The sequence below is a fragment of the Streptomyces hundungensis genome, from assembly GCF_003627815.1.
Taxonomy (GTDB): Bacteria; Actinomycetota; Actinomycetes; order Streptomycetales; family Streptomycetaceae; genus Streptomyces; species Streptomyces hundungensis_A.
In genome coordinates, this window is sequence record NZ_CP032698.1 from 6,583,114 (window position 1) to 6,606,701 (window position 23,588).

Genomic DNA, 23,588 nt, shown 5'->3' on the forward strand with positions numbered 1-23,588 from the left:
CGGTGGGCGCCGCGCCCGGCACTCACCCGTCTGCCGGTGTCACGTCCCGCAGCAGTTGGGTGAAGGCGGCCTCGTCGACGACCGGCGTGCCGAACGACTTCGCCTTGACGGTCTTGGAGGTGGCCGAGTCGGGATCGTTGGTGACCAGCAGGCTGGTGAGGCGCGAGACGCTGGTCGCCACGTGCAGCCCCGCCTCGACGGCCCGGTCCTCCAGGAGCTCGCGGTCGACGGAGGTGTCGCCCGAGAACGCCACCCGCATGCCCTGCTTGAGCGGCCGGTCCGGCTCGTAGCGCCCCGGGTTGGGGTACGGGCAGGCGGGGCGTTTGCGCGAGGCGCGCCAGGTGCCCGAGCCGCCGCGGTAGGAGGCCTGGTAGCCGATGCGGGGGGTCGCGGGGGATTCCGTCCACTCGGTGAGCGGGCGGCATTCGAGCAGCGGCAGACGCACCCCGCCGGCCGCCGCCGCGTGCAGGCTCGGCCGGAACGCCTCGGCAAGCACCCGCGCGTCGTCGAGCGCGTGGTGCGCGCGCTGCTGCACGACGCCGAAGTGCGCGGCGAGCGACTCCAGTTTGTGATTGGGCAGCGGCAGCGCCAGCTCCTTGGACAGGGCGATGGTGCACAGCCGCTGCTTGACCGGTGCGGTGCGGGTGGCCCGCGCGTACTCGCGGGCGATCATCTGCCAGTCGAAGATCGCGTTGTGCGCGACCAGGACCCGTCCGTCGAGCCGCGCCGCGAACTCCTCGGCGACCTCCGGGAAGAGGGGGGCGCCTTCGAGCACGTCACTGGTCAGCCCGTGGATCCAGACCGGGCCGGGGTCGCGCTCGGGGTTGACCAGGGTGTACCAGTGGTCCTCGACGTTGCCCTGCGCGTCGAGCCGGTAGACGGCAGCCGAGATTATCCGGTCGTCGCGGGCGAGGCCGGTGGTCTCGACGTCGACGACCGCGTACCCCGGTGGGTAGGCGGTCGGCCACGTCGCTGCTGTCGTCAGGTCGTCGAGCATGGTCACAGAGAATACGGGCCCGCACTGACAGCGCGGGCCGCGCCCGGGGTCGTGACGGGGCGCACGGGGTCGGCTCCCGCCGGGCCGGGTGCCCCAACTGGCGCCCGGAACAGCCGATATGGGTGGCCGACGGACCGCGCGGAAGCCACCCCCTCGGGTGTCGGGATGAGGGCCGGGCCACACCACCCGGCGGCCCGGGGGCGGTCGGGACGAGCCCCGCGCGCCCCTCTCGTCCGCTCGCGCACCCTCTCGTCCGCTCGCGCAGCCTCTTTCTCTCGCTCGCGAATCCCCTCTCCTCACGCCCGCGGGTCTACGAGCAGTCCCGCCACGAGGGCCTTGACCGAGTCGTCGAACAAGCGGTCCTGGTCCACCGGTGTGCCGAGGGCGCGGGCCAGCGCCGGGTCCTGTTCGGCCGCGGCCGCGTGCCACAGCTCCTCCTCGGCCGGGCGCTGGAGGGGTGCGCGCTCCCGGTTGCGCTCGACCAGGACGTACCCCACCACCTGGAACTGGACGGCCCGCACCGCCTGGGCCGCGCGCGCTCCGCGCAGCCCCGCCGCGTGCATCTCGTGGACCAGGGCCTGCTGGGCGGGGAGGAACATCCGCTCGGTCAGACCGCGTTCGTGCACCATCGCGATCAGATGCGGGCGGGTGCGCAGCTCGCGGCGCAGGGTGCGCGCGACCGACATCACCCGCGCGGCCGGGGTGTGCCCGCGCGGCTCGATCTCGCCCAGCTCCTCGACGGTCCGCTCGACCAGCGCGTCCAGGAGCGACTCGCGGTTGCCGACGTGCCAGTAGATCGAGGTGACCGCCGTGCCGAGTTCGGCGGCGAGCGCCCGCATGGTGAGGGCGGCCGGGCCGTGCCGTCTGACCAGGGATCCGGCCGCGAGCAGGACCTCCTCACGGGTGAGCGACGCGCGAGTCATATCTGACACTCCCTCAATTCTGTGGCCGCACGGCCCTTTACCCTTCGTCCGCCGCAGTGTAACTGTGTTACAGACCCCCCGAGGAGAACAGCCCGAGAAGGGTGGTACGACATGGCACGCGTACGGTACGGGGCGCGCACCGAGGCCGAGATCCAGGCCGCGCGCACCGCGAGCTCCAAGCTCCCCGACATCTGGTCGACCGGTGTGGTGGCCGTCTGGGAGAGCGACCCCGACGCGGTCGCGGCGGTCCTTCCGCCGCCGCTGAAGCCCGCCGAACGTCCGCTGGTGCGGGCCAACATCAGCAAGGTCGACCTGCCCGGCTATCCGCTCGGCGCGGGCTCGGTGGCGGTCGCCGCCGTGCACGACGGGCAGGAGGGCTGGTATCCGCTGGTGATGCCGATGACCCATGAACGGGCCCTGATCGGCGGGCGCGAGGTGTTCGGCGAGCCCAAGAAGCTCGGCGAGGTGGTCGTCGAGCGGGACGGCCTGGTCGTCCGGGCCTCGCTCGCCCGGCACAACATCGCGTTCGTGGAGGTGCGCGGCGCGGTGGACGGCCCGCTGCCGCTGCCCGAGCCGACGACCAAGACCGACTTCTACTTCAAGTTCCTGCCCGCCGTGGACGGCGAGGGCTTCGACGCGGACCCCGTCCTCGTGCACTGCGTACGCAACGAGAAGGTGCGCAAGCTGGAGAAGATCACCGGCGACGTGGTGCTGCGCGAGTCGATGTACGACCCCGTGGCCGATCTGCCGGTGCGCCGCGTCGTCGAGATCACCATCGGCGAGAAGACCACCGACCAGCGGGGCCGGGTGGCCGAACGCGTCAGCGCCCGGGCCCTGTTGCCCTACATCCACCAGCGCTACGACGACCCCGCGCAGATCCTCGACGGGCCGCCCGAGGGGAGCGTCTGACCATGGAGCTCGGGCAGGGGCAGGTCGCCGTCGTCACCGGCGCCGCGAGCGGGATCGGGCTCGCGATGGCCCGGCGGTTCGCCGCCGAGGGCCTCAAGGTGGTCCTCGCCGACGTGGAGGAGGGCGCCCTGGAGAAGGCGGCGGGGCGGTTGCGCGAGGACGGGGCCCAGGTGCTCGCCCGCGTCGTCGACGTCAGCGAACGGGACTCGGTGAGCGCGCTCGCGGACGCCGCGTACGACACCTTCGGCGCCGTGCACGTGCTGTGCAACAACGCGGGCGTCGGCTCCGGCGCCGAGGGCCGCATGTGGGAGCACGAGGTCAACGACTGGAAGTGGGCCTTCGCGGTCAATGTGTGGGGCGTCTTCCACGGCATCCAGGCCTTCGTGCCCCGCATGATCGCGGGCGGTGAGCCGGGGCGCGTCGTCAACACCTCGTCCGGGGACGGCGGGATCGCCCCGCTGCCCACCGCCTCCGTGTACGCCGTCACCAAGTCGGCGGTCGTCACCATGACCGAGTCCCTGTACGCGCATCTGAAGGCGGAGGGCGCCAGGGTGGGCGCCTCGGTGCTCTTCCCCGGCCCGCACATGCTGCGCACCGGACTGTGGGAGTCGCACCGCAACCGGCCCGAGCGGTACGCCAAGGAGCGCCCGCGCAGGACCCCCTACCGCAGTCTCGACCAGTGGGAGGCCGCCATGAAGGCGGCCGGCCAGGAGATCGAGTTCACCCCGGTCGAGGCGGTGGCCGAGGAGGTCGTCGACGGGATCCGCGCCGACCGGTTCTGGATGCTGCCCGCCGGCGAGCACAGCGACCGCCAGATCAGGGCCCGGTCGCAGTCGATGCTCGACCGGTCGAACCCGGGCTATCTGGAAAGCTTCATTCTGGACTGACGAGGGACGTGCGATGACAGCGCAGAACGACCCGTATCTGATCATCTCCTCCGACTGCCACGCCGGGCTCCCCACCGAGGAGTACCGGCCCTATCTGGACGCCCGCTTCCACCGGGAGTTCGACGAGTTCCTCGCGGGGCGCGAGCGCCGCCGCGAGGAGATGACCCGGCTCGGCGTACGCAACGAGGCCTTCGCCGACCGCTGGTTCAGCGACAACGAGCAAGGTTTGCGCGGCGGTTGGGACGCGGTGCAGCGCCTCAAGGAGCTCGACGGCGACGGGGTGGCCGCCGAGGTCGTCTTCCCCGACGCGGACGCCGTCGACAGCCGCACCGCCGCCCCCTTCGGCGTGGGCCTCGGCCTCTCCGGCGACCAGGACCCCGACCTCGGCATGGCGGGCGCGCGGGCGCACAACCGCTGGCTCGCCGAGTTCGTCGGCCACAATCCCGAACGGCACTGCGGGGTGGCCCTGTTGCCCGTCACCGGCGAGGTCGACCGGGTGGTCGCAGAGATCCACCGGGCCAAGGAGTCCGGGCTCGGCGCGCTGATGATCCCCTCGATGTGGGTGGACAAGGCGCCCTACCACGACCGCCGCTACGACCCCGTCTGGGCGGCGGCCGCCGAGACCGGCATGCCCCTGGTGACCCACTCGGGCGCGGCCCCGCGCCACGAGTACGGCGACCACCTGGGGATCTACGTCAGCGAGGTGACCTGGTGGCCGGCGAGGCCGCTGTGGTTCCTGCTGTGGTCCGGGGTCTTCGAACGCCACCCGGGGCTGAAATTCGGGGTGGCGGAGTCGGGTTGCTGGTGGCTGCCCAATCTGCTGTGGTTCATGGACCGGCTCTACCTCGGCGCCCACGGCGGCAAGAAGCTCTCCCCGTTCGCCGAGCTGAAGCGGCCGCCGAGCGAGTACCTGGACCGCCAGCTCTTCATCTGCGCCACCAACACCAAGCGCCGCGAACTGGCCCAGCGCTATGAGATCGGCGTCGACAACATCCTGTGGGGCTCCGACTTCCCCCACCCGGAGGGCACCTGGCCCCGTACCCGGGAGTGGCTGAAGAGCACCTTCCATGACATTCCGGTCACCGAGACCCGCCGGATGCTGGGCCTCGCGGCCGCCGAGGTGTTCGGCTTCGACACCGGCAAGCTCGCGCCGATCGCCCGCCGGATCGGGCCGACCCCGGCCGAACTCGGCCAGCCGGAGGACCAGTTGGCGGTGGAGGCGTCCTGGGCGCGCTCGCGCGAGGTGGGCCGCCACTGGCTGACCGAACACGACTTCCCGGTCCTCGGGGTGACGCGATGACCGAGCGCTACACCGTCATCTCGGCGGACTGCCACGCCGGCGCCGACCTCCTGGACTACCGGCCCTATCTGGAGTCGAAGTACCACGAGGCCTTCGACGCGTGGGCGGCCACCTACGTCAACCCCTACGAGGACCTGTTGGCCGACGCGGCCGACCGCAACTGGAACTCCGAGCGCCGGGTGGCCGACCTGGAGGCGGACGGCATCGTGGCGGAAGTGGTCTTCCCCAACACCATCCCGCCGTTCTTCCCGAGCGCCTCCCTCATGGCGCCCGCCCCCACCCGCGAGGAGTTCGAGCAGCGCTGGGCGGGACTGCGCGCCCACAACCGCTGGCTGGCCGACTTCTGCGCCCGGGCGCCGGGCCGCCGGGCGGGCGTCGCGCAGATCCTGCTGAACGACGTGGAGGAGGCCGTACGCGAGATCCGCCGGACCCGGGAAGCGGGCCTGAGCGGCGGGATCCTGCTGCCGGGCGCCCCGCCGGGCTCGGGGGTGCCCGAGCTCTACTCCGAGGTGTACGACCCGATCTGGGGGGCCTGTGCGGAGCTGGGCATCCCGGTCAACCACCACGGGGGCTCCGCCTCCCCGCCGCTGGGGGAGGAGCCGGCGGCCCGGGCGGTGTTCATGGTGGAGACGACCTGGTTCTCGCACCGGGCGCTGTGGCACCTGATCTTCGGCGGGGTCTTCAAACGCCACCCCTCCCTCAACCTCGTGCTCACCGAGCAGGGTTCGGGCTGGATCCCCGGCGTGCTCGACATGCTGGACTACTACCACGGGCGTCTGGTGGCGGCCGCGACGAAGGCCTCCACCGCGGAGTCCAAGTTCGGCAGCGGCCTCGCCGAGTCCATGGGCAAGGGGCCCTCCCAGGTGTGGCGGGAGAACTGCTTCGTGGGCGCCAGCTTCATGCGCCCGCACGAGGTGCCGCTGCGGGACCGGATCGGCCTCGACAAGATCATGTGGGGCAGCGACTACCCCCACGACGAAGGGACCACTCCCTTCTCCCGGGAGGGCCTGCGCATCGCCTACGCGGGCCTGCCGAGCGAGGAGGTCGCGGCGATGGTCGGCGGCAACGCGGCCCGCGTCTACGGCTTCGACCTGCCCTTCCTCGACCGGATCGCGGCCCGGATCGGCCCCACGGTGGCGGAGATAGCCGAGCCCCTGAAGGAGATACCGCCCGAGGCGACGAGCCCCGCGTTCGCCCTTGGCGGGTCGGTGCGCGTGTGGTGAGCACGGGGTGAGACCCTGCCCCGCATGAGCTCATCCGACCAGCACGACGAGGCGCACAACGGGGCGCTGGGCTCGCGGCTCAACTGGTTGCGGGCCGCGGTCCTCGGCGCCAACGACGGCATCGTCTCCACGGCCGGCCTGGTCGTCGGCGTGGCCGGAGCGACCGACGACCGCTCCGCGCTCCTGACTGCGGGCCTGGCCGGACTGCTCGCCGGCTCCATGTCCATGGCGGCCGGCGAGTACGTCTCCGTCTCCACCCAGCGCGACTCAGAGAAGGCCGCCCTCGCCCTGGAGCGCCGGGAGCTGAAGGAGTCGCCGGAGGCCGAACTCGCCGAACTCACCGGCCTGTTGGCCGGGCGCGGACTCAGCGCGGAGGTGGCCCGTGAGGCGGCCGTCCAGCTCACCGAACGCGACGCGCTGCGCGCCCACGCCAGCGTCGAGCTCGGCATCGACCCCGACCAGCTCACCAACCCCTGGCACGCGGCCTGGGCCAGCTTCCTCGCCTTCACGGTGGGCGCGCTGCTCCCCCTCCTCGCGATCGTGCTGCCGCCCTTGTCGCTCCGGCTGTATGTGACGGTCGGCTCGGTCCTCGCCGCCCTCGCCCTGACCGGCTGGTGGAGCGCCCGCCTCGGCTCGGCCCCGGCCCACCGCGCGGTCCTGCGGAACATGGGCGGGGGCGCGGTGGCGATGGGGGTCACCTATGCGGCGGGGGCGCTGCTGGGGGCGGTGGGGGTGTAGGGGCCGGCGATCGTACGCCGACCCCCGAGCGCCGACGGGCGGAACGCACCGAAGGCCGCCGATTGGCGGAACGTGCCAAAGCCTGCTGACAACGCGTCTCGCATACTTGTCGGTAACAACATCTAGCGGGGGCCGCCACCCCGCCCCTACGGTGCAGGCATGTCGCCGAACCTGCCCGATGTCGTGCTGTGGTCGATACCCGCCTTCGTGCTGCTCACCGTCGTCGAGATGGTGAGCTACCGCCTCCATCCGGACGAGGACGCCGCCGGGTACGAGACGAAGGACGCCGCCACCAGCGTCGGCATGGGCCTCGGCAGCCTGGTCTTCGACGCGCTGTGGAAGATTCCCATCGTCGCGATCTACACGGCCGTCTACGCGCTGACGCCACTCGCCATCCCGGTCCTGTGGTGGACCGTGCCCCTGATGCTGCTCGGGCAGGACTTCTTCTACTACTGGTCCCACCGCGGCCACCATGTGATCCGGATCCTGTGGGCCTGCCACGTGGTGCACCACTCCAGCCGCAAGTTCAACCTCACCACCGCCCTGCGCCAGCCCTGGACGACCTGGACGGTGTGGCCCTTCTACGTGCCGCTCATCGCGCTCGGCGTGCACCCCGCGGTCCTGGCGTTCTGCTCGTCGGCCAACCTCGTCTACCAGTTCTGGGTGCACACCGAGCGGGTCGGCAAGCTGCCCCGGCCGTTCGAGTTCGTCCTCAACACGCCCTCCCACCACCGGGTGCACCACGCCTCCCAAGGCGGCTATCTGGACCGGAACTTCGGCGGCATCCTGATCGTCTGGGACCGGATGTTCGGCTCGTTCACGCCCGAGACCGAGCGGCCCGTGTTCGGGCTCACCAAGAACATCTCCACCTTCAACCCGCTGCGCGTCGCCACCCACGAGTACGCCGCCATCGCCCGCGACGTCCGCGCCGCGCACACCTGGCGCGAGCGTGCCGGACGGGTCTTCCGCGGCCCGGGCTGGCAGCCGAAGGCAGCGTTGGCGCCCACCCCGGCCGAGCCCGTCCCCGCAGCCGCGGGCGAGTCGGCCACCGGGCCCGCCGCCGTCGCGGAGCGCGCCGTATGACACGACCGGGCGCCCTCGCGCGCGGGACGCACCCGGGCGCCGACGCGCCGGCCCCGCCGCACCCCGGCGCGGCCACCCCGCTCCTCGCGGCCTTCGCGCTCGTCTGCCTCCTCGACCTCGGCTCGCTGCTCGCGCACTGGCACCCCGGCCACCTTCTCGCCAAGCCGCTCCTGATGCCGCTGCTCGCCGGACACGTGTACGCGCGCGGCGGACCCCGGCTGCTCGTCGCGGCGCTGCTGTGCGGCTGGGGCGGCGATGTGTTCCTGCTCTCGGACGCCGACCCCGCCTTCCTGCTCGGCATGGGCTGCTTCGCCGCCGGACACGTCTGCTACCTCGTGCTGTTCGGACGGGGCAGAACGCATCTTGGGCTCGGCGCCGCCTACGGGGTCGCGCTGATCGCCACCGTCGCGGCGCTCTGGGGCGACCTGCCGGGCGGGCTGCGGATCCCGGTCGCCGGCTACAGCCTGCTGCTCACCGGGATGGCCTACCGCTCCTCCCGGCTCGGCCCGCTCGTCGGCCTCGGCGGCGCCCTGTTCCTGCTCTCCGACACCCTCATCGCCACCGGCGTCGCCGACTGGCCGCAGCCCCCGCGCCCCGACTTCTGGATCATGCTGACCTATCTCGGCGCGCAGGCCCTTCTCGCACAGGCGTACCGTGAGAGGCCCCGAACCACCCCCTGACCGGCAAGGACCCGCACCATGCGCGCCACCGTCATCCATGCCCCCCACGACATCCGGGTGGAGGAGGTGCCGGACCCGAGGATCCAGACGTCCACCGACGCGGTCGTCCGCGTCCTGCGGGCCTGCATCTGCGGCAGCGACCTGTGGGCGTACCGCGGCGAGTCACCGCGTCAGCCGGGGCAGCGCATCGGCCACGAGTTCCTCGGCATCGTCGAGGAGACCGGGCCCGAGGTGCGCGGGCTCGCCAAGGGCGACCTCGTCGTCGCGCCGTTCGTCTGGTCCGACGGCACCTGCGACTTCTGCGCCGAGGGTCTCACGACGTCCTGCCCGCAGGGCGGGTTCTGGGGCTCGGTCGGCTCCGACGGCGGCCAGGGCGAGGCGGTCCGCGTCCCGTTCGCCGACGGCACCCTCGTCAAGCTGCCCGCCGACGCCGCATCAGACGACCACCTGCTGACCGCGCTGCTCGCCCTGTCCGACGTCATGGGCACCGGGCACCACGCGGCCATCGGGGCCGGTGTCACCCCCGGCTCGACCGTCGCCGTCGTCGGTGACGGCGCCGTCGGCCTGTGCGGGGTGCTCGCCGCCAAGCGCCTCGGCGCCGAGCGGATCATCGCGCTCGGCCGCCACCAGGCCCGTACCGACATCGCCAAGCTCTTCGGCGCCACCCATGTCGTCGCCGAGCGCGGCGAGGCCGCCGTGGACGCGGTGCGCGAACTCACCCGCGGCCAGGGCGCGCACGCCGTCATCGAGGCCGTCGGCACCGAGCAGTCCATGCGCACCGCGGTCGACATCACCCGCGACGGCGGCGCCATCGGCTATGTCGGCGTCCCGCACGGCAGCGGCACCGGCCTCGACCTCGGCGTCATGTTCGACCGCAACATCGCGCTGCGCGGCGGCGTCGCCCCCGTGCGCACCTACATCCCCGAACTGCTCGCCGACATCCTCGACGGCACCATCGACCCGTCCCCGGTCTTCGACCTCACCGTCTCCGTCGAGGGCGTGCCGGACGGCTACCGGGCGATGGACGAGCGCACCGCCCTGAAGGTCCTCGTCAAGCCGTAGCACGCCGAAGGGGGCCGCCCGCGGCGCGGACGGCCCCCTCAACTCGCCTGCTAGCGAACGGCGTTGAGGGCGTTGGTGATGCCCGCCCCGTAGAAGCCGTTGTAGAACGTGCCGCCCTGGCAGACCGCGTCCACCTTGCCGTCACCGTCGATGTCGTACGGAGTGGTGCACGGCGTACGGTCCGCCCCGAGCGCGAGCAGCGCCTTGATCTCCCACGCCGAGGCGTACGGGTGCTGCGACTTCAACAGGGCCGCGACGCCCACCACATGCGGCGTCGCCATGGACGTGCCCGCCATGTACGCCCAGCTCCCGCCGGGCACCGGGCCCAGGATCAGTCCGCTGGTGGCCGGGGCCTGGGGCGGCTGGTACGCGGTCGAGTCGCCGCCCGGCGCCGCGATGTCGATCACGCCGAGGCCGTAGTTCGAGAAGGACGACTTCAGCCCCTTGGCGCCGGTCGAGGCGACCGTCACCACACCGGGAAGCTGGGTCGGGATGTCCAGGCACTCGTGCGGGTCGACGACCCGGCGGCCCGGCGTCGAGTCGTTCGGGCTGGCGGGGTCGGTGATCGCATCGGACGCGAAGTCGTAGTTCTCGTTGCCGGCGGCCGCCACGTTCACCGTGCCCTTGGACTCGGCGTACTTGGAGGCCCGCGTGATCGCCTCGACCAGCGCCTTCTGGTCGGGGTCGTTCTTGCAGTTGAAGTACCAGGGGTCGGTGTAATAGCTGTTGTTGGTGACGTCGATGTGGTGCTCGGCCGCCCACATGAACCCGCAGACCACGGCCTCGGTGTAGAAGAAGCTGCCGCCTTGCGTCGACACCTTGATGGCCGCGACCTTCACCCCGGGCGCCACCCCGGTGATGCCGACGCCGTTCTTGGCGCCCGCGATCTCGCCCGCCACATGGGTGCCGTGCGGGGAGCCGCCGGTGGTGAACGGACGCCAGGCGCCGTCCGTGGTGTCGGGCTTGCCGGTGATGCAGCTGACCGACTTGGCGCGGTCGAAGTTCGGGGCGATGTCGGGGTGGGTGTCGTCGACGCCCGTGTCGATCACGCCGACGGTGACCCGGGAGCTGCCCAGGGTCTTCTCGTGCGCCTTGTCCGCCTTGATCGCCTTCAGGTCCCACTGCAACGGCTCCAGCGGATCCTCGCCGGGCGCCGCCTTGGCGGACAGCGTCCTGAGCTCCTCGGCGGTGATGTTCCTCGGCGTGCCCACATCGGTGGTGGACTGCGCGGGCAGCGGCGCGGTCCGGGTCGCGCCCGCCGAGTCGACGCCCTTGACCGTACGGATGGTCTTGGCGAAGTCCGCGTTGGCGGAGTGCACGACGAGCACGCCTATGCGGTCGTACGCCTGGAGCACCGAGCCGCCCGCCTGCTCGACAGCTCTGCGTACCCGGGCCGAATTGCCTTGCCCGGGGCGGACGTTGACGATGTAGCTGAGCTCCGGGCCGGTGCTGGAAGCGGTCCGCGCGGTGGCCGGCCCGGCTCCGGTGGAAGCGGCCGACGCGGTGCCGGGCAGCAGCGCGAGCGCGGCGGCGGTGGCCAGACCCGCCGAGACGGCGACGGCGCGGCGCGTACGGGAGATGTGCAACGTCATGGGGTCTCCATGGGGTTGGCGGAGCTCTCGGTACGTACGGACGTGAGGGACGGCGACCGGGGCCGGCGGGGCGCCCCGGGCGCATCGAGGAGTGAAGCTATCGCTGATCATCACGGCGGTTCAACGGCTTGCGCCGAGTTCGCGAAGAAAGTCGCGTAGTCGCCCCGGGGGAGCGCGGAGGGCGCCGGGCACCCGCCGGGCGCGCCCCGATGGACCAACGCGCCGGTGGAAGGCGCCGCGACAAAAAACGGCCGGACTGAACCGAGACGGCCCGCGCTCCGTGCCGTTGTCAGGGGGACCGCGTCCCATCCCCGTCGAGGACCCCCATGTCCGAACTTTCCGTACCCGCCGTACCCGCATCGCGAGGAGATTCCGTGGCCACCGACGCGCCGCCGCCCGAAGCCGGGGCGGAACACCGCCCGGCCCAGCCCAGTACCGAGGCATTCGTCGCGGAGCAGCAGAGCGCGGAATTCGGTGAACTCCGCCGCGCGCACCGCTCGTTCGCCTTCCCGCTGACCATCGCCTTCATCACCTGGTACCTGCTGTACGTGCTGCTGTCCAACTACGCGGGCGGCTTCATGGGGACCAAGGTCGTCGGCCACATCAACGTGGCCTTCGTGTTCGGCCTCGCCCAGTTCCTGACCACCTTCCTCATCGCCTGGTTCTACTCGCGCCACGCCACGGCCAAGCTCGACCCCAAGGCCGCGGCCATCAAGTCCCGTATGGAGGCCGACGCATGAGCCCCGCCCTGATCCCGCTCGCCGCGGCCTCCTCGACCACCGAGCACCGGCCCCTGATCATCACCCTGTTCGCGGTGTTCGTCGCCGCGACCCTCGCCATCACCGTCTGGGCGGGCCGGCAGACCAAGAACGCCTCCGACTTCTACGCGGGCGGCCGCCAGTTCACCGCCTTCCAGAACGGCCTCGCGGTCTCCGGCGACTACATGTCCGCCGCGTCCTTCCTCGGCATCGCCGGAGCCATCGCCCTGTTCGGCTACGACGGCTTCCTGTACTCCATCGGCTTCCTGGTCGCCTGGCTGGTGGCGCTCCTCCTGGTCGCCGAGCCGCTGCGCAACTCCGGCCGCTACACGATGGGCGACGTGCTCGCCTACCGGATGCGTCAGCGCCCGGTCCGCACCGCGGCCGGCGTCTCCACGATCGTCGTCTCGATCTTCTACCTGCTCGCGCAGATGGCGGGCGCGGGCGTGCTCGTCTCGCTGCTTCTGGGCATCACCACCGACGCGGGCAAGATCCTCATCGTCGCCCTCGTCGGCGTCCTGATGATCGTCTACGTCACCATCGGCGGCATGAAGGGCACCACCTGGGTGCAGATGGTCAAGGCGGTGCTGCTCATCGCGGGCGCCCTCCTGATGACCTTCATGGTGCTGCTCAAGTTCCACTTCAACATCTCCGACCTGCTCGGCTCGGCGGCCGCCAAGAGCGGCAAGGGCGCCGCGTTCCTGGAGCCCGGCCTCAAGTACGGCGTCAGCGGCACGTCCAAGCTGGACTTCCTCTCGCTGGGCATCGCCCTCGTCCTCGGCACCGCGGGTCTGCCGCACATCCTGATCCGCTTCTACACCGTCCCGACCGCGAAGGCCGCCCGGAAGTCCGTGAACTGGGCCATCGGCATCATCGGTGCCTTCTATCTGATGACGATCGCGCTCGGCTTCGGCGCGGCCGCCCTGGTGGGACCCGCCGCCATCAAGGCGCAGAACCCGGCCGGCAACACGGCCGCCCCGCAACTCGCCGAGTACCTGGGCGGCGGTGTCGGCACCACCGGCGGCGCCACCCTGCTCGCGGTGATCTCGGCCGTCGCCTTCGCGACCATCCTCGCCGTGGTCGCCGGTCTCACCCTCGCCTCGTCGTCCTCCTTCGCGCACGACATCTACGCCAATGTGATCCGCAAGGGGAAGGCGACCGAGAAGGAGGAGATGCGGGCCGCGCGCTGGGCCACCGTCCTGATCGGCGCGGTGGCGATCCTGCTCGGCGCCTTCGCCCGCGACATGAACGTGGCCGGCCTGGTCGCGCTCGCCTTCGCGGTGGCCGCCTCCGCCAACCTGCCGACCATCCTCTACAGCCTGTTCTGGAAGCGCTTCACCACCCAGGGCGCGTTGTGGTCGATCTACGGCGGCCTGTTCAGCTCGGTGTTCCTGGTGCTGTTCTCGACCGTCGTCTCCGGCAACCCGAAGACCTCGATGTTCAAGGGCGTCGACTTCCACTGGTTCCCGCTGGAGAACCCGGGCATCGTCTCGATCCCGCTGGGCTTCCTGCTCGGCTGGATCGGATCGCTGTTGTCCAAGGAGGAGTCCGACCGCGGCAAGTACGCCGAGCTCGAGGTGAAGTCCCTGACCGGCGTCGGCGCCCACTGAGCCGGCCGCCGAACCGCCTTCCGCACGTACCTCCCCACGTACATCCGCACGGCGGACGACCGAGGCCGTGTCGTAGGACCCTACGACACGGCCTCGCCGCACCTCGTGACAATCGGCCTCCCCTGTTGTCGTACGTCTCGCGTAGGCTCGGGTGTATACACATCCGGCAGATGTTCGAGGACGAGGGGAGGGGGCTCACAGTGCTCATCGACACTTACGGCCGTGTGGCCACTGACCTGCGTGTCTCGCTGACCGACCGGTGCAACCTGCGGTGCACGTACTGCATGCCGGAAGAGGGCTTGCAGTGGCTGGCCAAGCCCGATCTGCTGACCGACGACGAGATCGTCCGCCTGATCCGCATCGCCATCACCGACCTCGGGGTGACCGAGGTCCGCTTCACCGGTGGCGAGCCGCTGCTGCGGCCGGGCCTGGTCGGCATCGTCGAGCGCTGCGCCGCTCTGGAGCCGCGCCCCCGGATGTCGATCACCACCAACGGCATCGGCCTCAAGCGCACCGCCGCCGCCCTGAAGGCGGCGGGCCTGGACCGCGTCAACGTCTCCCTCGACACCCTGCGCCCCGAGGTCTTCAAGACGCTGACCAGGCGCGACCGCCACCACGACGTCATCGACGGCATGGCGGCCGCCCGCGACGCGGGGCTCACCCCGGTCAAGGTCAACGCGGTCCTGATGCCGGGCCTCAACGACGACGAGGCCCCCGACCTGCTGGCCTGGGCCGTCGAGCACGACTACGAGCTCCGTTTCATCGAGCAGATGCCGCTGGACGCCCAGCACGGCTGGAAGCGCGACGGCATGATCACCGCCGGCGACATCCTCCAGTCGCTGCGCACGCGCTTCACGCTGACCCCCGAGGGCGACGACGAGCGGGGCTCCGCGCCCGCCGAGCGCTGGGTGGTCGACGGCGGCCCGCACACCGTGGGCGTCATCGCCTCGGTGACCCGCCCCTTCTGCCGGGCCTGCGACCGGACCCGGCTCACCGCCGACGGTCAGGTGCGCACCTGTCTGTTCGCCCGCGAGGAGTCCGACCTGCGCGCGGCGCTGCGCTCGGACGCCGGTGACGAGGAGATCGCCCGGCTGTGGAAGCTGGCGATGTGGGGCAAGAAGGCAGGTTCCGGCCTGGACGACCCCTCGTTCCTCCAGCCCGACCGCCCGATGTCAGCGATCGGCGGCTGACCCGGCCGACCGCCACTCGGCGAGCGTCACGACATCCTTCAAGAAGCCCCGTACGCCCAGGAATTGGGAGAGGTGCTCGCGGTGCTCCTCGCACGCGAGCCATGTCTTGCGGCGCTCCGGGGTGTGGATCTTCGGGTTGTTCCAGGCCAGCACCCACACGGCGTCGGCACGGCAGCCCTTGGCGGAACACACGGGGGTCTCGTCGCTGGTCTCGTCACTCACAGAGACATTGTGCGGCATACGGCCCCGTACAAAAGGCGACGCCGAGCAGCCACGGGGGGAGCTGCCCGGCGTCGGTCCGTCGCTCCGACGGGGGATGCGGAGCGCTTACGAAGTATGTCATGGGGGACCCGGTGTGGTGCACCGGAACTTCATGATTGATCTGAGGTTTTCCTGAGCTTCGCGGACGGTGACGGATCAGCCGTGATCGCGTGAACGCCACTCCTGGTCACCGGCGGTGGGTTCCGCCGGGGGTTCCGCGGAGCCACCCACCGGGGCGGCGCCGAGCGCCGGTCGCACGGGGGCGGGGATGAAGGTGGAGGGCAGCGAAGTGACGTTCTCGCGGCCCGCGTTGGCGAACACGACCGCCACATAGGGCAGCAGCGCCCCGAGGGCCAGCGTCACAATGGCGACAGGACGCTCGACGTTCCACAGCACCGCCGTCAGCACCACCGAAAGGGTGCGGATCGACATCGAGATCACATAGCGGCGCTGCCTGCCCCGGACGTCCTCGGCGAGCCCCTGGCGGGCTCCGGTGATCCGGAAGACCTGGCCGCTGCTCTGCTTCCGCATCACGTTCCACCACCCGAGTTCCACGGCGGGCTCTCCCCGGCCCGGACTGCTTCCACCGTACGCCGGGGCTCCGCCGGGCACGAGACCGGGGCGGCCCCCACCTGCCGGGTGCCGCGGTACCCGCCCCGTACGGACGTGTCCGACATGCGCCGTACGGGGTATGGGTCGACACTGGCTGAACCTGCTCACGTCGAGCCGTACAAGGAGGCAGCCATGGGCTGGTTGTGGGCCATCATCGTGGGATTCGTGCTCGGTCTCATCGCCAAGGCGATCATTCCAGGCAAGCAGCACAGTCCGCTGTGGCTGACCACCATCTTCGGCATCATCGGCGGCATCGTCGGCAACTCGATCGCCCGGGCCATCGGCATCGCCGAGACCAAGGGCATCGACTGGGGCCGGCACGGCCTGCAAATCGCGGCCGCCGTCGTCATCGTCTTCCTGGGCGACATGCTCTACATGGCGATGCGGGGCAACAAGCAGAGAGCCTGACGTACACGAAAAAGGGGGCGGCTCCGCGAAGGAGCCGCCCCCTTTTCGGGCGCTTACCGGCCAGGTGGGTGCCGGGGCGCGGGGTGCGGTCAGGCGCCGACGACCTCGACGGCCGCCAGGTTCTTCTTGCCGCGGCGCAGCACCAGCCAGCGCCCGTGCAGCAGTTCCTCCGCCGTGGCCACCGCGTCCTCGGCCGTCACCTTCACGTTGTTCACGTAGGCGCCGCCCTCCTTCACGGTGCGCCGGGCGGCCGACTTGCTGGCCACCAGGCCCACCTCGGCGAAGAGATCGGTGACCGGGCCGAGCTCGGTCACCTTCGCGTTCGGCAGCTCGGACAGGGCGGCGGCCAGCGTCGCCTCGTCGAGATCCGCCAGCTCGCCCTGGCCGAACAGCGCCTTCGACGCGGCGATGACCGCCGCGCACTGGTCGGCGCCGTGCACCAGGGTGGTCAGCTCCTCGGCGAGCGCCCGCTGCGCGGTGCGCGCCTGCGGGCGCTCCTCGGTGAGCTGCTCGATCTCCTCCAGCTCCTCACGGGACTTGAAGGAGAGGATGCGCATGTACGTCGAGATGTCCCGGTCGTCCACGTTCAGCCAGAACTGGTAGAACGCGTACGGGGTGGTCATCTCCGGGTCGAGCCAGACGGCCCCGCCCTCGGTCTTGCCGAACTTGGTGCCGTCCGCCTTGACCATCAGCGGCGTCGCCAGACAGTGCACCTCGGCGTCCGGCTCCAGGCGGTGGATCAGGTCGAGCCCGGCCGTGAGGTTGCCCCACTGGTCGCTGCCGCCCTGCTGGAGGGTGCAGCCGTAGCGCCGGTACAGCTCCAGGAAGTCCATGCCCTGGAGCAGCTGGTAGCTGAACTCCGTGTAGCTGATGCCCTGTTCGGACTCCAGGCGACGGGCCACCGAGTCCTTGGTGAGCATCTTGTTGACCCGGAAGTGCTTGCCGATGTCCCGCAGGAACTCGATCGCGGACAGGCCCGCGGTCCAGTCCAGGTTGTTGACCATCACGGCCGCGTTCTCGCCCTCGAAGGAGAGGTACGGCTCGATCTGACCGCGCAGCCGGTCCACCCAGTTCGCGACCGTCTCCGGGTCGTTCAGGGTGCGCTCGGCGGTCGGGCGCGGGTCACCGATCTGGCCGGTGGCCCCGCCCACCAGCGCCAGCGGCCGGTGCCCGGCCTGCTGGAGCCGGCGGACCGTGAGCACCTGCACCAGGTGGCCGACGTGCAGGCTGGCCGCGGTCGGGTCGAAGCCGCAATAGAACGTGACGGGACCGTCCGCGAGAGCCTTGCGCAGTGCGTCCTCGTCGGTGGACAGCGAGAAAAGCCCGCGCCACTTCAGCTCGTCGACGATGTCCGTCACGGTTCTGGGTCTCCTTGGCGTAGTACGGGGTGGAACCGCCAGTCTAGGCGGGTCACACGCCCTGGCTGACCGAGCTCATGTTGAAGTCGGGCACGCGCAGCGCGGGCATCGCGGTCCGGGTGAAGTAGTCGTTCCACTCCCGGGGCAGCGTCCGCCCGGTGCGTCCCGCCTCGGTGGCCCGTGACAGCAGGTCGACCGGCGACTCGTTGAAGCGGAAGTTGTTCACCTCGCCGACCACCTCGCCGTTCTCGACGAGGTACACGCCGTCCCGGGTCAGACCGGTCAGGAGCAGCGTCGCCGGGTCCACCTCGCGGATGTACCACAGGCACGTCACGAGCAGTCCGCGTTCGGTGGCCGCGACCATCTCGTCCAGGGTGCGCTCGCCGCCGCCGTCCAGGATCAGGTTGCCCGGCGAGGGGGCGAGCGGCAGTCCGGTCAGGGCGGCGCTGTGCCGGGTGGTGACCAGGTTCTCCAGACGGCCCTCGCGCATCCAGTCGGTCGCGGTCAGCGGGAGCCCGTTGTCGAACACCGACTCCGTGTCGCCAGAGGAGTGCGCCACCATGAACGGCGCGTACTCCAGTCCGGGCTCGTTCGGGTCGCTGCGCAGCGTCAGCGGCAGCGGGGACAGGGTCTCGCCGACGCGGGTGCCCCCGCCCTGCTTGGAGAACACGGTCCGGCCCTCGGCCGCGTCCCGGGCCGCCGCCGACCAGATCTGGTAGATCAGCAGATCGGCCACGGCGGTCGGCGGCAGCAGCGTCTCGTACCGCCCGGCGGGCAGCTCGATGCGCCGCTCGGCCCAGCCGAGCCGGCGGGCCAGCTCCTCGTCGAGGGCCGCGGGGTCGACGTCCTTGAAGTCCGCGGTCGCCCGGCCGGCCCACGCCGAGCGCGTGCGGTCCGGGGACTTGGCGTTGAGCTCCAGGGTGCCGTTGGGCTGGTCGTGGCGCAGCCGCAGGCCCGTGGAGGTGCCCAGATAGGTGGAGTTGAGCTCGTGGTTGGCGAAGCCGTACAGCTCGCGGCCGCCGGCCCGGGCCCGCGCGAAGGCCTCGCCGAGCGCGGGCGCGAAGTCGGTGAAGACGGCGGAGGAGGTCTCGGCCGGGGCGTCGGTGAAGTCGGCCGCCACCGGGACCCCGCCGACCAGCGGCTGGGCGTCCTCGGCGGGCCCGGCGCCCCGGGCGGCCGCCTCGGCGGCGCGTACCAGCGGCTCCAGGTCCTCGGCGGTGACGGCCGAGCGCGACACGACACCGGAGGCGGTGCCCTGGGCGCCGTCGACCGTGGCGATCACCGTCAGGGTCCGACCGCGGGTGACGCCGTTGGTGGTCAGCGCGTTGCCGGCCCAGCGCAGATTCGCCGAGGAGTGCTCGTCGGCGATGACGACACAGCCGTCGGCGGTGGACAGTTCCAGGGCCCGCTCGACGATCTCGTGCGGCTTGGTCGTACGGGAGCTCATCGCCCGGCCTCCTGCGTGGTGTTCAGAATGTTGACGCCGCGGAACAGGGCGGAGGGGCAGCCGTGGGAGACCGCCGCGATCTGGCCCGGCTGGGCCTTGCCGCAGTTGAAGGCGCCGCCCAGGACATAGGTGCCGGGGCCGCCGACCTGCTCCATGGAGCCCCAGAAGTCGGTGGTGGTCGCCTGGTAGGCGACGTCGCGGAGCTGGCCGGCGAGGCGCCCGTTCTCGATGCGGAAGAAGCGCTGGCCGGTGAATTGGAAGTTGTAGCGCTGCATGTCGATGGACCACGACCGGTCGCCGACCACATAGATGCCGCGCTCCACCCCGCCGATCAGGTCCTCGGTGGAGAGCCCGCCCGGGTCCGGCTGGAGCGAGACGTTCGCCATCCGCTGGACCGGGACGTGCCCGGGGGAGTCGGCGAAGGCACAGCCGTTGGAGCGGCCGAGACCGGTCAACTTGGCGATGCGGCGGTCGAGTTGGTACCCGACGAGGGTGCCGTCCTTGACCAGGTCCCAGGACTGCGCCGCGACGCCCTCGTCGTCGTAGCCGATGGTGGCGAGCCCGTGCTCGGCGGTCCGGTCACCGGTCACGTTCATGACCCGCGAGCCGTACGCCAGCTTGCCCAGCTGGTCGAAGGTGGCGAAGGAGGTGCCCGCGTACGCCGCCTCGTAGCCGAGCGCCCGGTCCAGCTCGGTGGCGTGGCCGATCGACTCGTGGATGGTCAGCCACAGGTTGGACGGGTCCACCACGAGGTCGTAGCGGCCGCCCTCGACGCTGGGCGCCCGCATCTTCTCGGCCAGAAGCGAAGGGATCTCCTCCAGTTCGGCGTTCCAGTCCCAACCGGTCCCCGTCAGGTACTCCCAGCCGCGCCCGGCCGGCGGCGCGAGGGTGCGCATCGAGTCGAACTCGCCGGTCGTACGGTCCACCGCGATCGCGGTGAGCTGGGGGTGCAGCCGGACCCGCTGCTGCGTGGTGACGGTGCCGGCGGTGTCGGCGTAGAACTTGTTCTCGTGCACCGTGAGCAGCGAGGCGTCCACGTGCTCGACCCCGTCCGCGCCCAGCAGTCGGGAGCTCCAGTCGGCGAGCAGCGCGCTCTTGTCCTCGTCCGGGACCGAGAAGGGGTCGATCTCGTAGGAGGAGATCCAGGTCTTCTCGGAGTGCACCGGCTCGTCCGCGAGCTCGACCCGCTCGTTCGACCCCGCGGCCGCGATGACCTGCGCGGACAGCTTGGCCATCGCCACCGCCCGGGAGGCGACCTTGGCCGCCGCGTCCATGCTCAGGTCGACTCCGGAAGCGAAGCCCCAGGCCCCGCCGTGCACCACGCGCACCGCGTAGCCGAGGTCGGTGCTGTCCGAGGAGCCGGCCGGCCGGGCGTCGCGCAGCCGCCAGGCGGCACTGCGCACCCGCTCGAACCGGAAGTCGGCATGATCGGCCCCGAGCGCGCGGGCCCGCGCGAGCGCCGCGTCGGCGAGCGCCCGCAAGGGCAGCGCCGTGAAGGCTTCGTCGATGGAATGGGTCCCAGATGGCACAACTGTCTCCCTGTCGTATGAGACCGGACGCCCCCGATCATTCACCGCCGACCCGCTCCCTGACTACGCCTTTCTGTAGGGACCCGACAGCACTCGTTCCTCGCCACTGTCAGGGCCCGATTCCTCGTAAGTCGGGCGGTACCGATAGTTTGCGGGGAGTACGAATCCGCCTATCGAAAGGGTGATCCGTTGAGCCGCTCGGTTCTCGTCACCGGAGGTAACCGGGGCATCGGCCTCGCCATCGCCCGCGCTTTTGCCGAGAGCGGCGACAAGGTCGCGATCACGTACCGCTCCGGAGAGCCGCCGGCCGCGCTCACCGAACTGGGCTGTCTGGCCGTCAGGTGCGACATCACGGACACCGAGCAGGTGGAGCAGGCCTACAAGGAGATCGAGGACAAGCACGGTCCCGTCGAGGTCCTGGTCGCCAACGCCGGCGTCACCAAGGACCAGCTCCTGATGCGCATGTCCGAGGACGACTTCACCTCCGTCCTCGACACCAACCTCACCGGCACCTTCCGGGTCGTCAAGCGCGCCAACCGCGCCATGCTGCGGGCCAAGAAGGGCCGCGTGGTGCTGATCTCCTCCGTCGTCGGGCTGCTCGGCTCGGCGGGGCAGGCCAACTACGCCGCCTCCAAGGCGGGACTTGTCGGCTTCGCCCGGTCGCTCGCGCGTGAGCTCGGGTCCCGGAACATCACTTTCAACGTCGTGGCACCCGGTTTCGTCGACACCGACATGACCAAGGTGCTCACCGAGGAGCAGCGCTCGGGCATCGTGTCCCAGGTGCCGCTGGGCCGCTACGCGCAGCCCGAGGAAATCGCCGCCGCGGTGAAGTTCCTCGCCTCCGACGACGCCTCGTACATCACTGGAGCCGTCATCCCGGTTGACGGCGGATTGGGCATGGGTCACTGATCACCATGAGCGGAATTCTCGAGGGCAAGCGCATCCTCATCACGGGTGTGCTGCTGGAGTCCTCCATCGCCTTCCACGCCGCGAAGCTGGCCCAGGAGCAGGGCGCCGAGGTCATCCTCACCGCCTTCCCGCGTCCGACCCTGACCGAGCGCATCGCCAAGAAGCTCCCCAAGCCCGCCAAGGTCATCGAGCTCGACGTGACCAACCAGGAGCACCTGGACCGGCTCGCGGGCCTGGTCAAGGACGAGCTCGGCGGTCTGGACGGCATCGTCCACTCCATCGGCTTCGCCCCGCAGGACGCGCTCGGCGGCAACTTCCTGAACACCCCGTTCGAGTCGGTCGCCACCGCCATGCACGTCTCGGCGTTCTCGCTGAAGTCGCTGACCATGGCGCTGCGCGAGCTGCTCGGCCCGGGCAGCGCCGTCGTCGGCATGACGTTCGACGCGCAGTACGCCTGGCCGCAGTACGACTGGATGGGCCCGGCCAAGGCCGCCCTGGAGGCGACCTCCCGTTACATGGCCCGCGACCTGGGCAAGGACGGGATCCGCTGCAACCTGATCTCGGCCGGCCCGATCGGCTCCATGGCCGCGAAGTCCATCCCGGGCTTCGGCGAGCTCGCCGACGTGTGGAACCACCGCTCCCCAATGGAGTGGGACATGGCCGACCCCGAGCCCGCCGGCAAGGGCGTCGTCGCGCTGCTCTCGGACTGGTTCCCGAAGACCACGGGCGAGATCATCCACGTCGACGGCGGCCTGCACGCCGTGGGTGCCTGACCCCTCCCGCACGATCCGCGGCCGCCCACCGGAACCTTCCGGTGGGCGGCCGCCGTGCGTGGACCACGACTTCCCCGCAGACTGAACGAGACGGACATGTCGGGCAGTCGGCCGGGAAGAGGTGGGGGCGTGCGTCCTTCGCGTGTACGACCCCCCGGGGCGCACCCCCGCCGGGTGCGCCCGCTCCTCGACCACCCCCTGCGGGTCGGCCAGCGCCGGGCCCTGGCCCTGCTCGTCCTGGTGCTGGCCACGGCGGCCGGGCTCGCCGCACCCTCGGTGGTGCGGGCCGCCACGGCCCCCGACGCCCCGCCCGCGGCGGCGAAGCCCGAGCCGTTCGGCGCCGACTGCCGCCCCTCCGTGCAGGGTTCGCATGTGATCGCGTACTGCCACAACCCCTACCCGGACGCCGACCGGGTGCGACTGCACACCGACTGCGCGATGTGGTGGGACCTCGACGCGGACGCGGCGCCGGTGCAGGTCGGGCCCGGCCAGACCGTACGGCTCACCGACCGGTGCTGGAAGGACGTGCGCGCGGTGTGGGTCACCCACGAGAAGGTGTCCTGAGCGCACGCCTCGGCGGGCCGGGCCCGAGCGGTGAGCTCAGCGGCTTTCGCGGCGGCGAGCGGTCCGGTCAGCGTTTTTCGAGGCGGTCCGGCAGGCAGATGAAGGCGTGGGCCGCGGCCTCGGCGGCGGCGCTCTCCGCGTCGCCCGTCCGGATCGCGTCGACCATCCGGGCGTGGTCCATGTGGTTCTCCGGCGTCATGTCGAGGCCCACGTCGTCCCGCAGCCAGTCGCGCAGCAGATGCCCGAGGTCCGCGTACAGCTCGGTCAGTACGTCGTTGTGGGAGGCCGCGACGACGGCCAGGTGGAGCGTCGCGTCGGCCGCGATGAACGCCTCCCGGTCGGCCGAGGCCCACGCCTGCTCGCGCCGTTCGAGCAGCGTGTCCAACTGCTTGAGCTCGCGCTCGGTGCGCCGCTGGGCGGCGAGCCGAGCCGCCGACGACTCCAGCGTGGAGCGCAGCTCGGCCACATGGCGGGGGTCGGCGTCGGCGAACCGGCGCTGCATCACCCCGGCCAGCTCGCTGGTGGCCACGACATAGGTGCCCGAGCCCTGACGGATGTCGAGCAGGCCGTTGTGCGCGAGGGCGCGCACCGCCTCGCGGACCGTGTTGCGGGCCACCCCGAGCTGCTCGACCAGCTCCGGCTCGGTCGGGATGCGCGCGCCCACCGGCCACTCGCCCGAGGTGATCTGGTTGCGCAACTGCGCGATCACCTGGTCGGCGAGGGCGGACCGCCGGGGAGAGCTCAGCGTCATGGTGCTCCAGTCCGAATGTGGGGC

General features: G+C 71.3%; 24 protein-coding genes. 15 read left to right on the plus strand and 9 right to left on the minus strand.

The annotated features are described in order from the left end of the window. Positions 1 to 22 precede the first annotated feature (22 nt). Together DWB77_RS29175 and DWB77_RS29180 are read right to left on the minus strand one after the other, a co-directional pair. A complete protein-coding gene (locus DWB77_RS29175) occupies positions 23 to 1,003 on the minus strand; it encodes a DEDDh family exonuclease (RefSeq protein ID WP_120724627.1) in 981 nt (326 codons plus the stop codon). Between the two features lie 290 nt (positions 1,004 to 1,293). Next, positions 1,294 to 1,920: a TetR/AcrR family transcriptional regulator gene (locus DWB77_RS29180; RefSeq protein ID WP_120724629.1), complete on the minus strand. Its 627-nt coding sequence runs from the start codon at positions 1,918 to 1,920 to the stop codon at positions 1,294 to 1,296. A 111-nt stretch (positions 1,921 to 2,031) separates the two neighbouring features. Here DWB77_RS29180 and DWB77_RS29185 point away from each other — a divergent pair, with 111 nt between their 5' ends. The 8 genes from DWB77_RS29185 to DWB77_RS29220 all read left to right on the plus strand — a co-directional run bounded on the left by DWB77_RS29185 (position 2,032) and on the right by DWB77_RS29220 (position 9,802). After that, positions 2,032 to 2,829 carry an acetoacetate decarboxylase family protein gene (locus DWB77_RS29185; protein ID WP_120724631.1) on the plus strand — a complete coding sequence of 266 codons (798 nt, stop codon included), beginning with the start codon at positions 2,032 to 2,034 and terminating at the stop codon, positions 2,827 to 2,829. 2 nt (positions 2,830 to 2,831) lie between these two features. After that, a complete protein-coding gene (locus DWB77_RS29190; RefSeq protein WP_120724633.1) occupies positions 2,832 to 3,716 on the plus strand; it encodes an SDR family NAD(P)-dependent oxidoreductase in 885 nt (294 codons plus the stop codon). Positions 3,717 to 3,729: 13 nt separating this feature from the next. Beyond that, positions 3,730 to 5,016, plus strand: coding sequence for an amidohydrolase family protein (locus DWB77_RS29195; protein ID WP_120724634.1), 1,287 nt, complete (start codon positions 3,730 to 3,732; stop codon positions 5,014 to 5,016). Then, positions 5,013 to 6,239, plus strand: a complete 1,227-nt coding sequence (locus tag DWB77_RS29200; RefSeq protein ID WP_120724636.1) for an amidohydrolase family protein — start codon at positions 5,013 to 5,015, stop codon at positions 6,237 to 6,239. The genes DWB77_RS29195 and DWB77_RS29200 overlap by 4 nt, the downstream gene beginning before the upstream one ends. A 24-nt stretch (positions 6,240 to 6,263) precedes the next feature. After that, positions 6,264 to 6,977: a VIT1/CCC1 transporter family protein gene (locus tag DWB77_RS29205; RefSeq protein WP_120724638.1), complete on the plus strand. Its 714-nt coding sequence runs from the start codon at positions 6,264 to 6,266 to the stop codon at positions 6,975 to 6,977. 159 nt (positions 6,978 to 7,136) lie between these two features. Continuing rightward, positions 7,137 to 8,060, plus strand: coding sequence for a sterol desaturase family protein (locus DWB77_RS29210; RefSeq protein ID WP_120724640.1), 924 nt, complete (start codon positions 7,137 to 7,139; stop codon positions 8,058 to 8,060). Then, complete coding sequence (locus DWB77_RS29215) at positions 8,057 to 8,740, plus strand: lysoplasmalogenase (RefSeq protein ID WP_120724642.1); 684 nt, start codon at positions 8,057 to 8,059, stop codon at positions 8,738 to 8,740. The genes DWB77_RS29210 and DWB77_RS29215 overlap by 4 nt, the downstream gene beginning before the upstream one ends. An 18-nt stretch (positions 8,741 to 8,758) precedes the next feature. After that, the gene (locus DWB77_RS29220) at positions 8,759 to 9,802 is read left to right on the plus strand and encodes a zinc-dependent alcohol dehydrogenase family protein (protein ID WP_120724644.1); all 1,044 of its coding nucleotides are present in this window, start codon (positions 8,759 to 8,761) and stop codon (positions 9,800 to 9,802) included. Positions 9,803 to 9,852: 50 nt separating this feature from the next. Here DWB77_RS29220 and DWB77_RS29225 read toward each other — a convergent pair whose 3' ends face one another. After that, entirely contained in the window at positions 9,853 to 11,394 is a 1,542-nt protein-coding gene (locus tag DWB77_RS29225) for a S8 family peptidase (protein WP_120724645.1), read from the minus strand. A gap of 374 nt (positions 11,395 to 11,768) precedes the next feature. Here DWB77_RS29225 and DWB77_RS29230 point away from each other — a divergent pair, with 374 nt between their 5' ends. The 3 genes from DWB77_RS29230 (at position 11,769) to moaA (ending at position 14,952) form a co-directional block, all read left to right on the plus strand. After that, on the plus strand, positions 11,769 to 12,134 hold the full coding sequence (locus tag DWB77_RS29230; RefSeq protein ID WP_120724647.1) for a DUF485 domain-containing protein: 366 nt from the start codon (positions 11,769 to 11,771) through the stop codon (positions 12,132 to 12,134). After that, complete coding sequence (locus DWB77_RS29235) at positions 12,131 to 13,762, plus strand: solute symporter family protein (protein WP_120724649.1); 1,632 nt, start codon at positions 12,131 to 12,133, stop codon at positions 13,760 to 13,762. Before DWB77_RS29230 ends, DWB77_RS29235 begins: the two co-directional genes overlap by 4 nt. 200 nt (positions 13,763 to 13,962) lie before the next feature. Next, positions 13,963 to 14,952: a GTP 3',8-cyclase MoaA gene (gene moaA / locus DWB77_RS29240; protein WP_162952639.1), complete on the plus strand. Its 990-nt coding sequence runs from the start codon at positions 13,963 to 13,965 to the stop codon at positions 14,950 to 14,952. On the opposite strand, the gene DWB77_RS29245 is transcribed toward moaA, so the two are convergent. Together DWB77_RS29245 and DWB77_RS29250 are read right to left on the minus strand one after the other, a co-directional pair. Continuing rightward, positions 14,935 to 15,192, minus strand: a complete 258-nt coding sequence (locus DWB77_RS29245) for a hypothetical protein (RefSeq protein ID WP_120724653.1) — start codon at positions 15,190 to 15,192, stop codon at positions 14,935 to 14,937. The two genes, moaA and DWB77_RS29245, sit on opposite strands and share 18 nt — an antisense overlap. A 177-nt stretch (positions 15,193 to 15,369) precedes the next feature. After that, positions 15,370 to 15,744 (minus strand): DUF3099 domain-containing protein, encoded by a 375-nt coding sequence (locus tag DWB77_RS29250; RefSeq protein ID WP_120728383.1) that lies wholly within the window; start codon positions 15,742 to 15,744, stop codon positions 15,370 to 15,372. Positions 15,745 to 15,957: 213 nt separating this feature from the next. On the opposite strand from DWB77_RS29250, the gene DWB77_RS29255 reads away from it, so the two are divergent. Next, positions 15,958 to 16,233, plus strand: a complete 276-nt coding sequence (locus tag DWB77_RS29255; RefSeq protein ID WP_120724655.1) for a GlsB/YeaQ/YmgE family stress response membrane protein — start codon at positions 15,958 to 15,960, stop codon at positions 16,231 to 16,233. A gap of 89 nt (positions 16,234 to 16,322) precedes the next feature. On the opposite strand, the gene tyrS is transcribed toward DWB77_RS29255, so the two are convergent. From tyrS to DWB77_RS29270, 3 genes are read right to left on the minus strand one after another with little or no spacing between them, the layout of a single operon-like run. After that, positions 16,323 to 17,591: a tyrosine--tRNA ligase gene (gene tyrS / locus DWB77_RS29260; RefSeq protein WP_120724656.1), complete on the minus strand. Its 1,269-nt coding sequence runs from the start codon at positions 17,589 to 17,591 to the stop codon at positions 16,323 to 16,325. A gap of 52 nt (positions 17,592 to 17,643) precedes the next feature. Next, entirely contained in the window at positions 17,644 to 19,038 is a 1,395-nt protein-coding gene (locus DWB77_RS29265) for a metallopeptidase TldD-related protein (RefSeq protein WP_120724658.1), read from the minus strand. Further along, positions 19,035 to 20,546 carry a TldD/PmbA family protein gene (locus DWB77_RS29270; RefSeq protein WP_120728385.1) on the minus strand — a complete coding sequence of 504 codons (1,512 nt, stop codon included), beginning with the start codon at positions 20,544 to 20,546 and terminating at the stop codon, positions 19,035 to 19,037. Before DWB77_RS29270 ends, DWB77_RS29265 begins: the two co-directional genes overlap by 4 nt. Before the next feature lie 210 nt (positions 20,547 to 20,756). Between DWB77_RS29270 and fabG the strand changes: the two genes are divergently transcribed. The 3 genes from fabG to DWB77_RS29285 all read left to right on the plus strand — a co-directional run bounded on the left by fabG (position 20,757) and on the right by DWB77_RS29285 (position 22,813). Beyond that, on the plus strand, positions 20,757 to 21,476 hold the full coding sequence (fabG, locus tag DWB77_RS29275) for a 3-oxoacyl-[acyl-carrier-protein] reductase (RefSeq protein WP_120724660.1): 720 nt from the start codon (positions 20,757 to 20,759) through the stop codon (positions 21,474 to 21,476). A 5-nt stretch (positions 21,477 to 21,481) separates the two neighbouring features. Continuing rightward, complete coding sequence (gene fabI, locus DWB77_RS29280) at positions 21,482 to 22,249, plus strand: enoyl-ACP reductase FabI (protein ID WP_120724662.1); 768 nt, start codon at positions 21,482 to 21,484, stop codon at positions 22,247 to 22,249. 198 nt (positions 22,250 to 22,447) lie between these two features. Then, positions 22,448 to 22,813 carry a hypothetical protein gene (locus DWB77_RS29285; RefSeq protein ID WP_120728387.1) on the plus strand — a complete coding sequence of 122 codons (366 nt, stop codon included), beginning with the start codon at positions 22,448 to 22,450 and terminating at the stop codon, positions 22,811 to 22,813. A gap of 67 nt (positions 22,814 to 22,880) precedes the next feature. Here the strand turns inward: DWB77_RS29285 and DWB77_RS29290 are convergent, their stop codons facing one another. Beyond that, positions 22,881 to 23,564: a FadR/GntR family transcriptional regulator gene (locus DWB77_RS29290; RefSeq protein ID WP_120724664.1), complete on the minus strand. Its 684-nt coding sequence runs from the start codon at positions 23,562 to 23,564 to the stop codon at positions 22,881 to 22,883. Positions 23,565 to 23,588: the final 24 nt, after the last annotated feature.

Bases quoted from the DNA above. Each gene is read 5' to 3' on its own strand.
- DWB77_RS29180 (WP_120724629.1), bottom strand. From the start codon at position 1,920: ATGACTCGCGCGTCGCTCACCCGTGAGGAGGTCCTGCTCGCGGCCGGA.
- DWB77_RS29185 (WP_120724631.1), top strand. From the start codon at position 2,032: ATGGCACGCGTACGGTACGGGGCGCGCACCGAGGCCGAGATCCAGGCC.
- DWB77_RS29190 (WP_120724633.1), top strand. From the start codon at position 2,832: ATGGAGCTCGGGCAGGGGCAGGTCGCCGTCGTCACCGGCGCCGCGAGC.
- DWB77_RS29195 (WP_120724634.1), top strand. From the start codon at position 3,730: ATGACAGCGCAGAACGACCCGTATCTGATCATCTCCTCCGACTGCCAC.
- DWB77_RS29200 (WP_120724636.1), top strand. From the start codon at position 5,013: ATGACCGAGCGCTACACCGTCATCTCGGCGGACTGCCACGCCGGCGCC.
- DWB77_RS29205 (WP_120724638.1), top strand. From the start codon at position 6,264: ATGAGCTCATCCGACCAGCACGACGAGGCGCACAACGGGGCGCTGGGC.
- DWB77_RS29210 (WP_120724640.1), top strand. From the start codon at position 7,137: ATGTCGCCGAACCTGCCCGATGTCGTGCTGTGGTCGATACCCGCCTTC.
- DWB77_RS29215 (WP_120724642.1), top strand. From the start codon at position 8,057: ATGACACGACCGGGCGCCCTCGCGCGCGGGACGCACCCGGGCGCCGAC.
- DWB77_RS29220 (WP_120724644.1), top strand. From the start codon at position 8,759: ATGCGCGCCACCGTCATCCATGCCCCCCACGACATCCGGGTGGAGGAG.
- DWB77_RS29225 (WP_120724645.1), bottom strand. From the start codon at position 11,394: ATGACGTTGCACATCTCCCGTACGCGCCGCGCCGTCGCCGTCTCGGCG.
- DWB77_RS29235 (WP_120724649.1), top strand. From the start codon at position 12,131: ATGAGCCCCGCCCTGATCCCGCTCGCCGCGGCCTCCTCGACCACCGAG.
- DWB77_RS29245 (WP_120724653.1), bottom strand. From the start codon at position 15,192: ATGCCGCACAATGTCTCTGTGAGTGACGAGACCAGCGACGAGACCCCC.
- DWB77_RS29250 (WP_120728383.1), bottom strand. From the start codon at position 15,744: ATGCGGAAGCAGAGCAGCGGCCAGGTCTTCCGGATCACCGGAGCCCGC.
- DWB77_RS29255 (WP_120724655.1), top strand. From the start codon at position 15,958: ATGGGCTGGTTGTGGGCCATCATCGTGGGATTCGTGCTCGGTCTCATC.
- DWB77_RS29265 (WP_120724658.1), bottom strand. From the start codon at position 19,038: ATGAGCTCCCGTACGACCAAGCCGCACGAGATCGTCGAGCGGGCCCTG.
- fabI (WP_120724662.1), top strand. From the start codon at position 21,482: ATGAGCGGAATTCTCGAGGGCAAGCGCATCCTCATCACGGGTGTGCTG.
- DWB77_RS29290 (WP_120724664.1), bottom strand. From the start codon at position 23,564: ATGACGCTGAGCTCTCCCCGGCGGTCCGCCCTCGCCGACCAGGTGATC.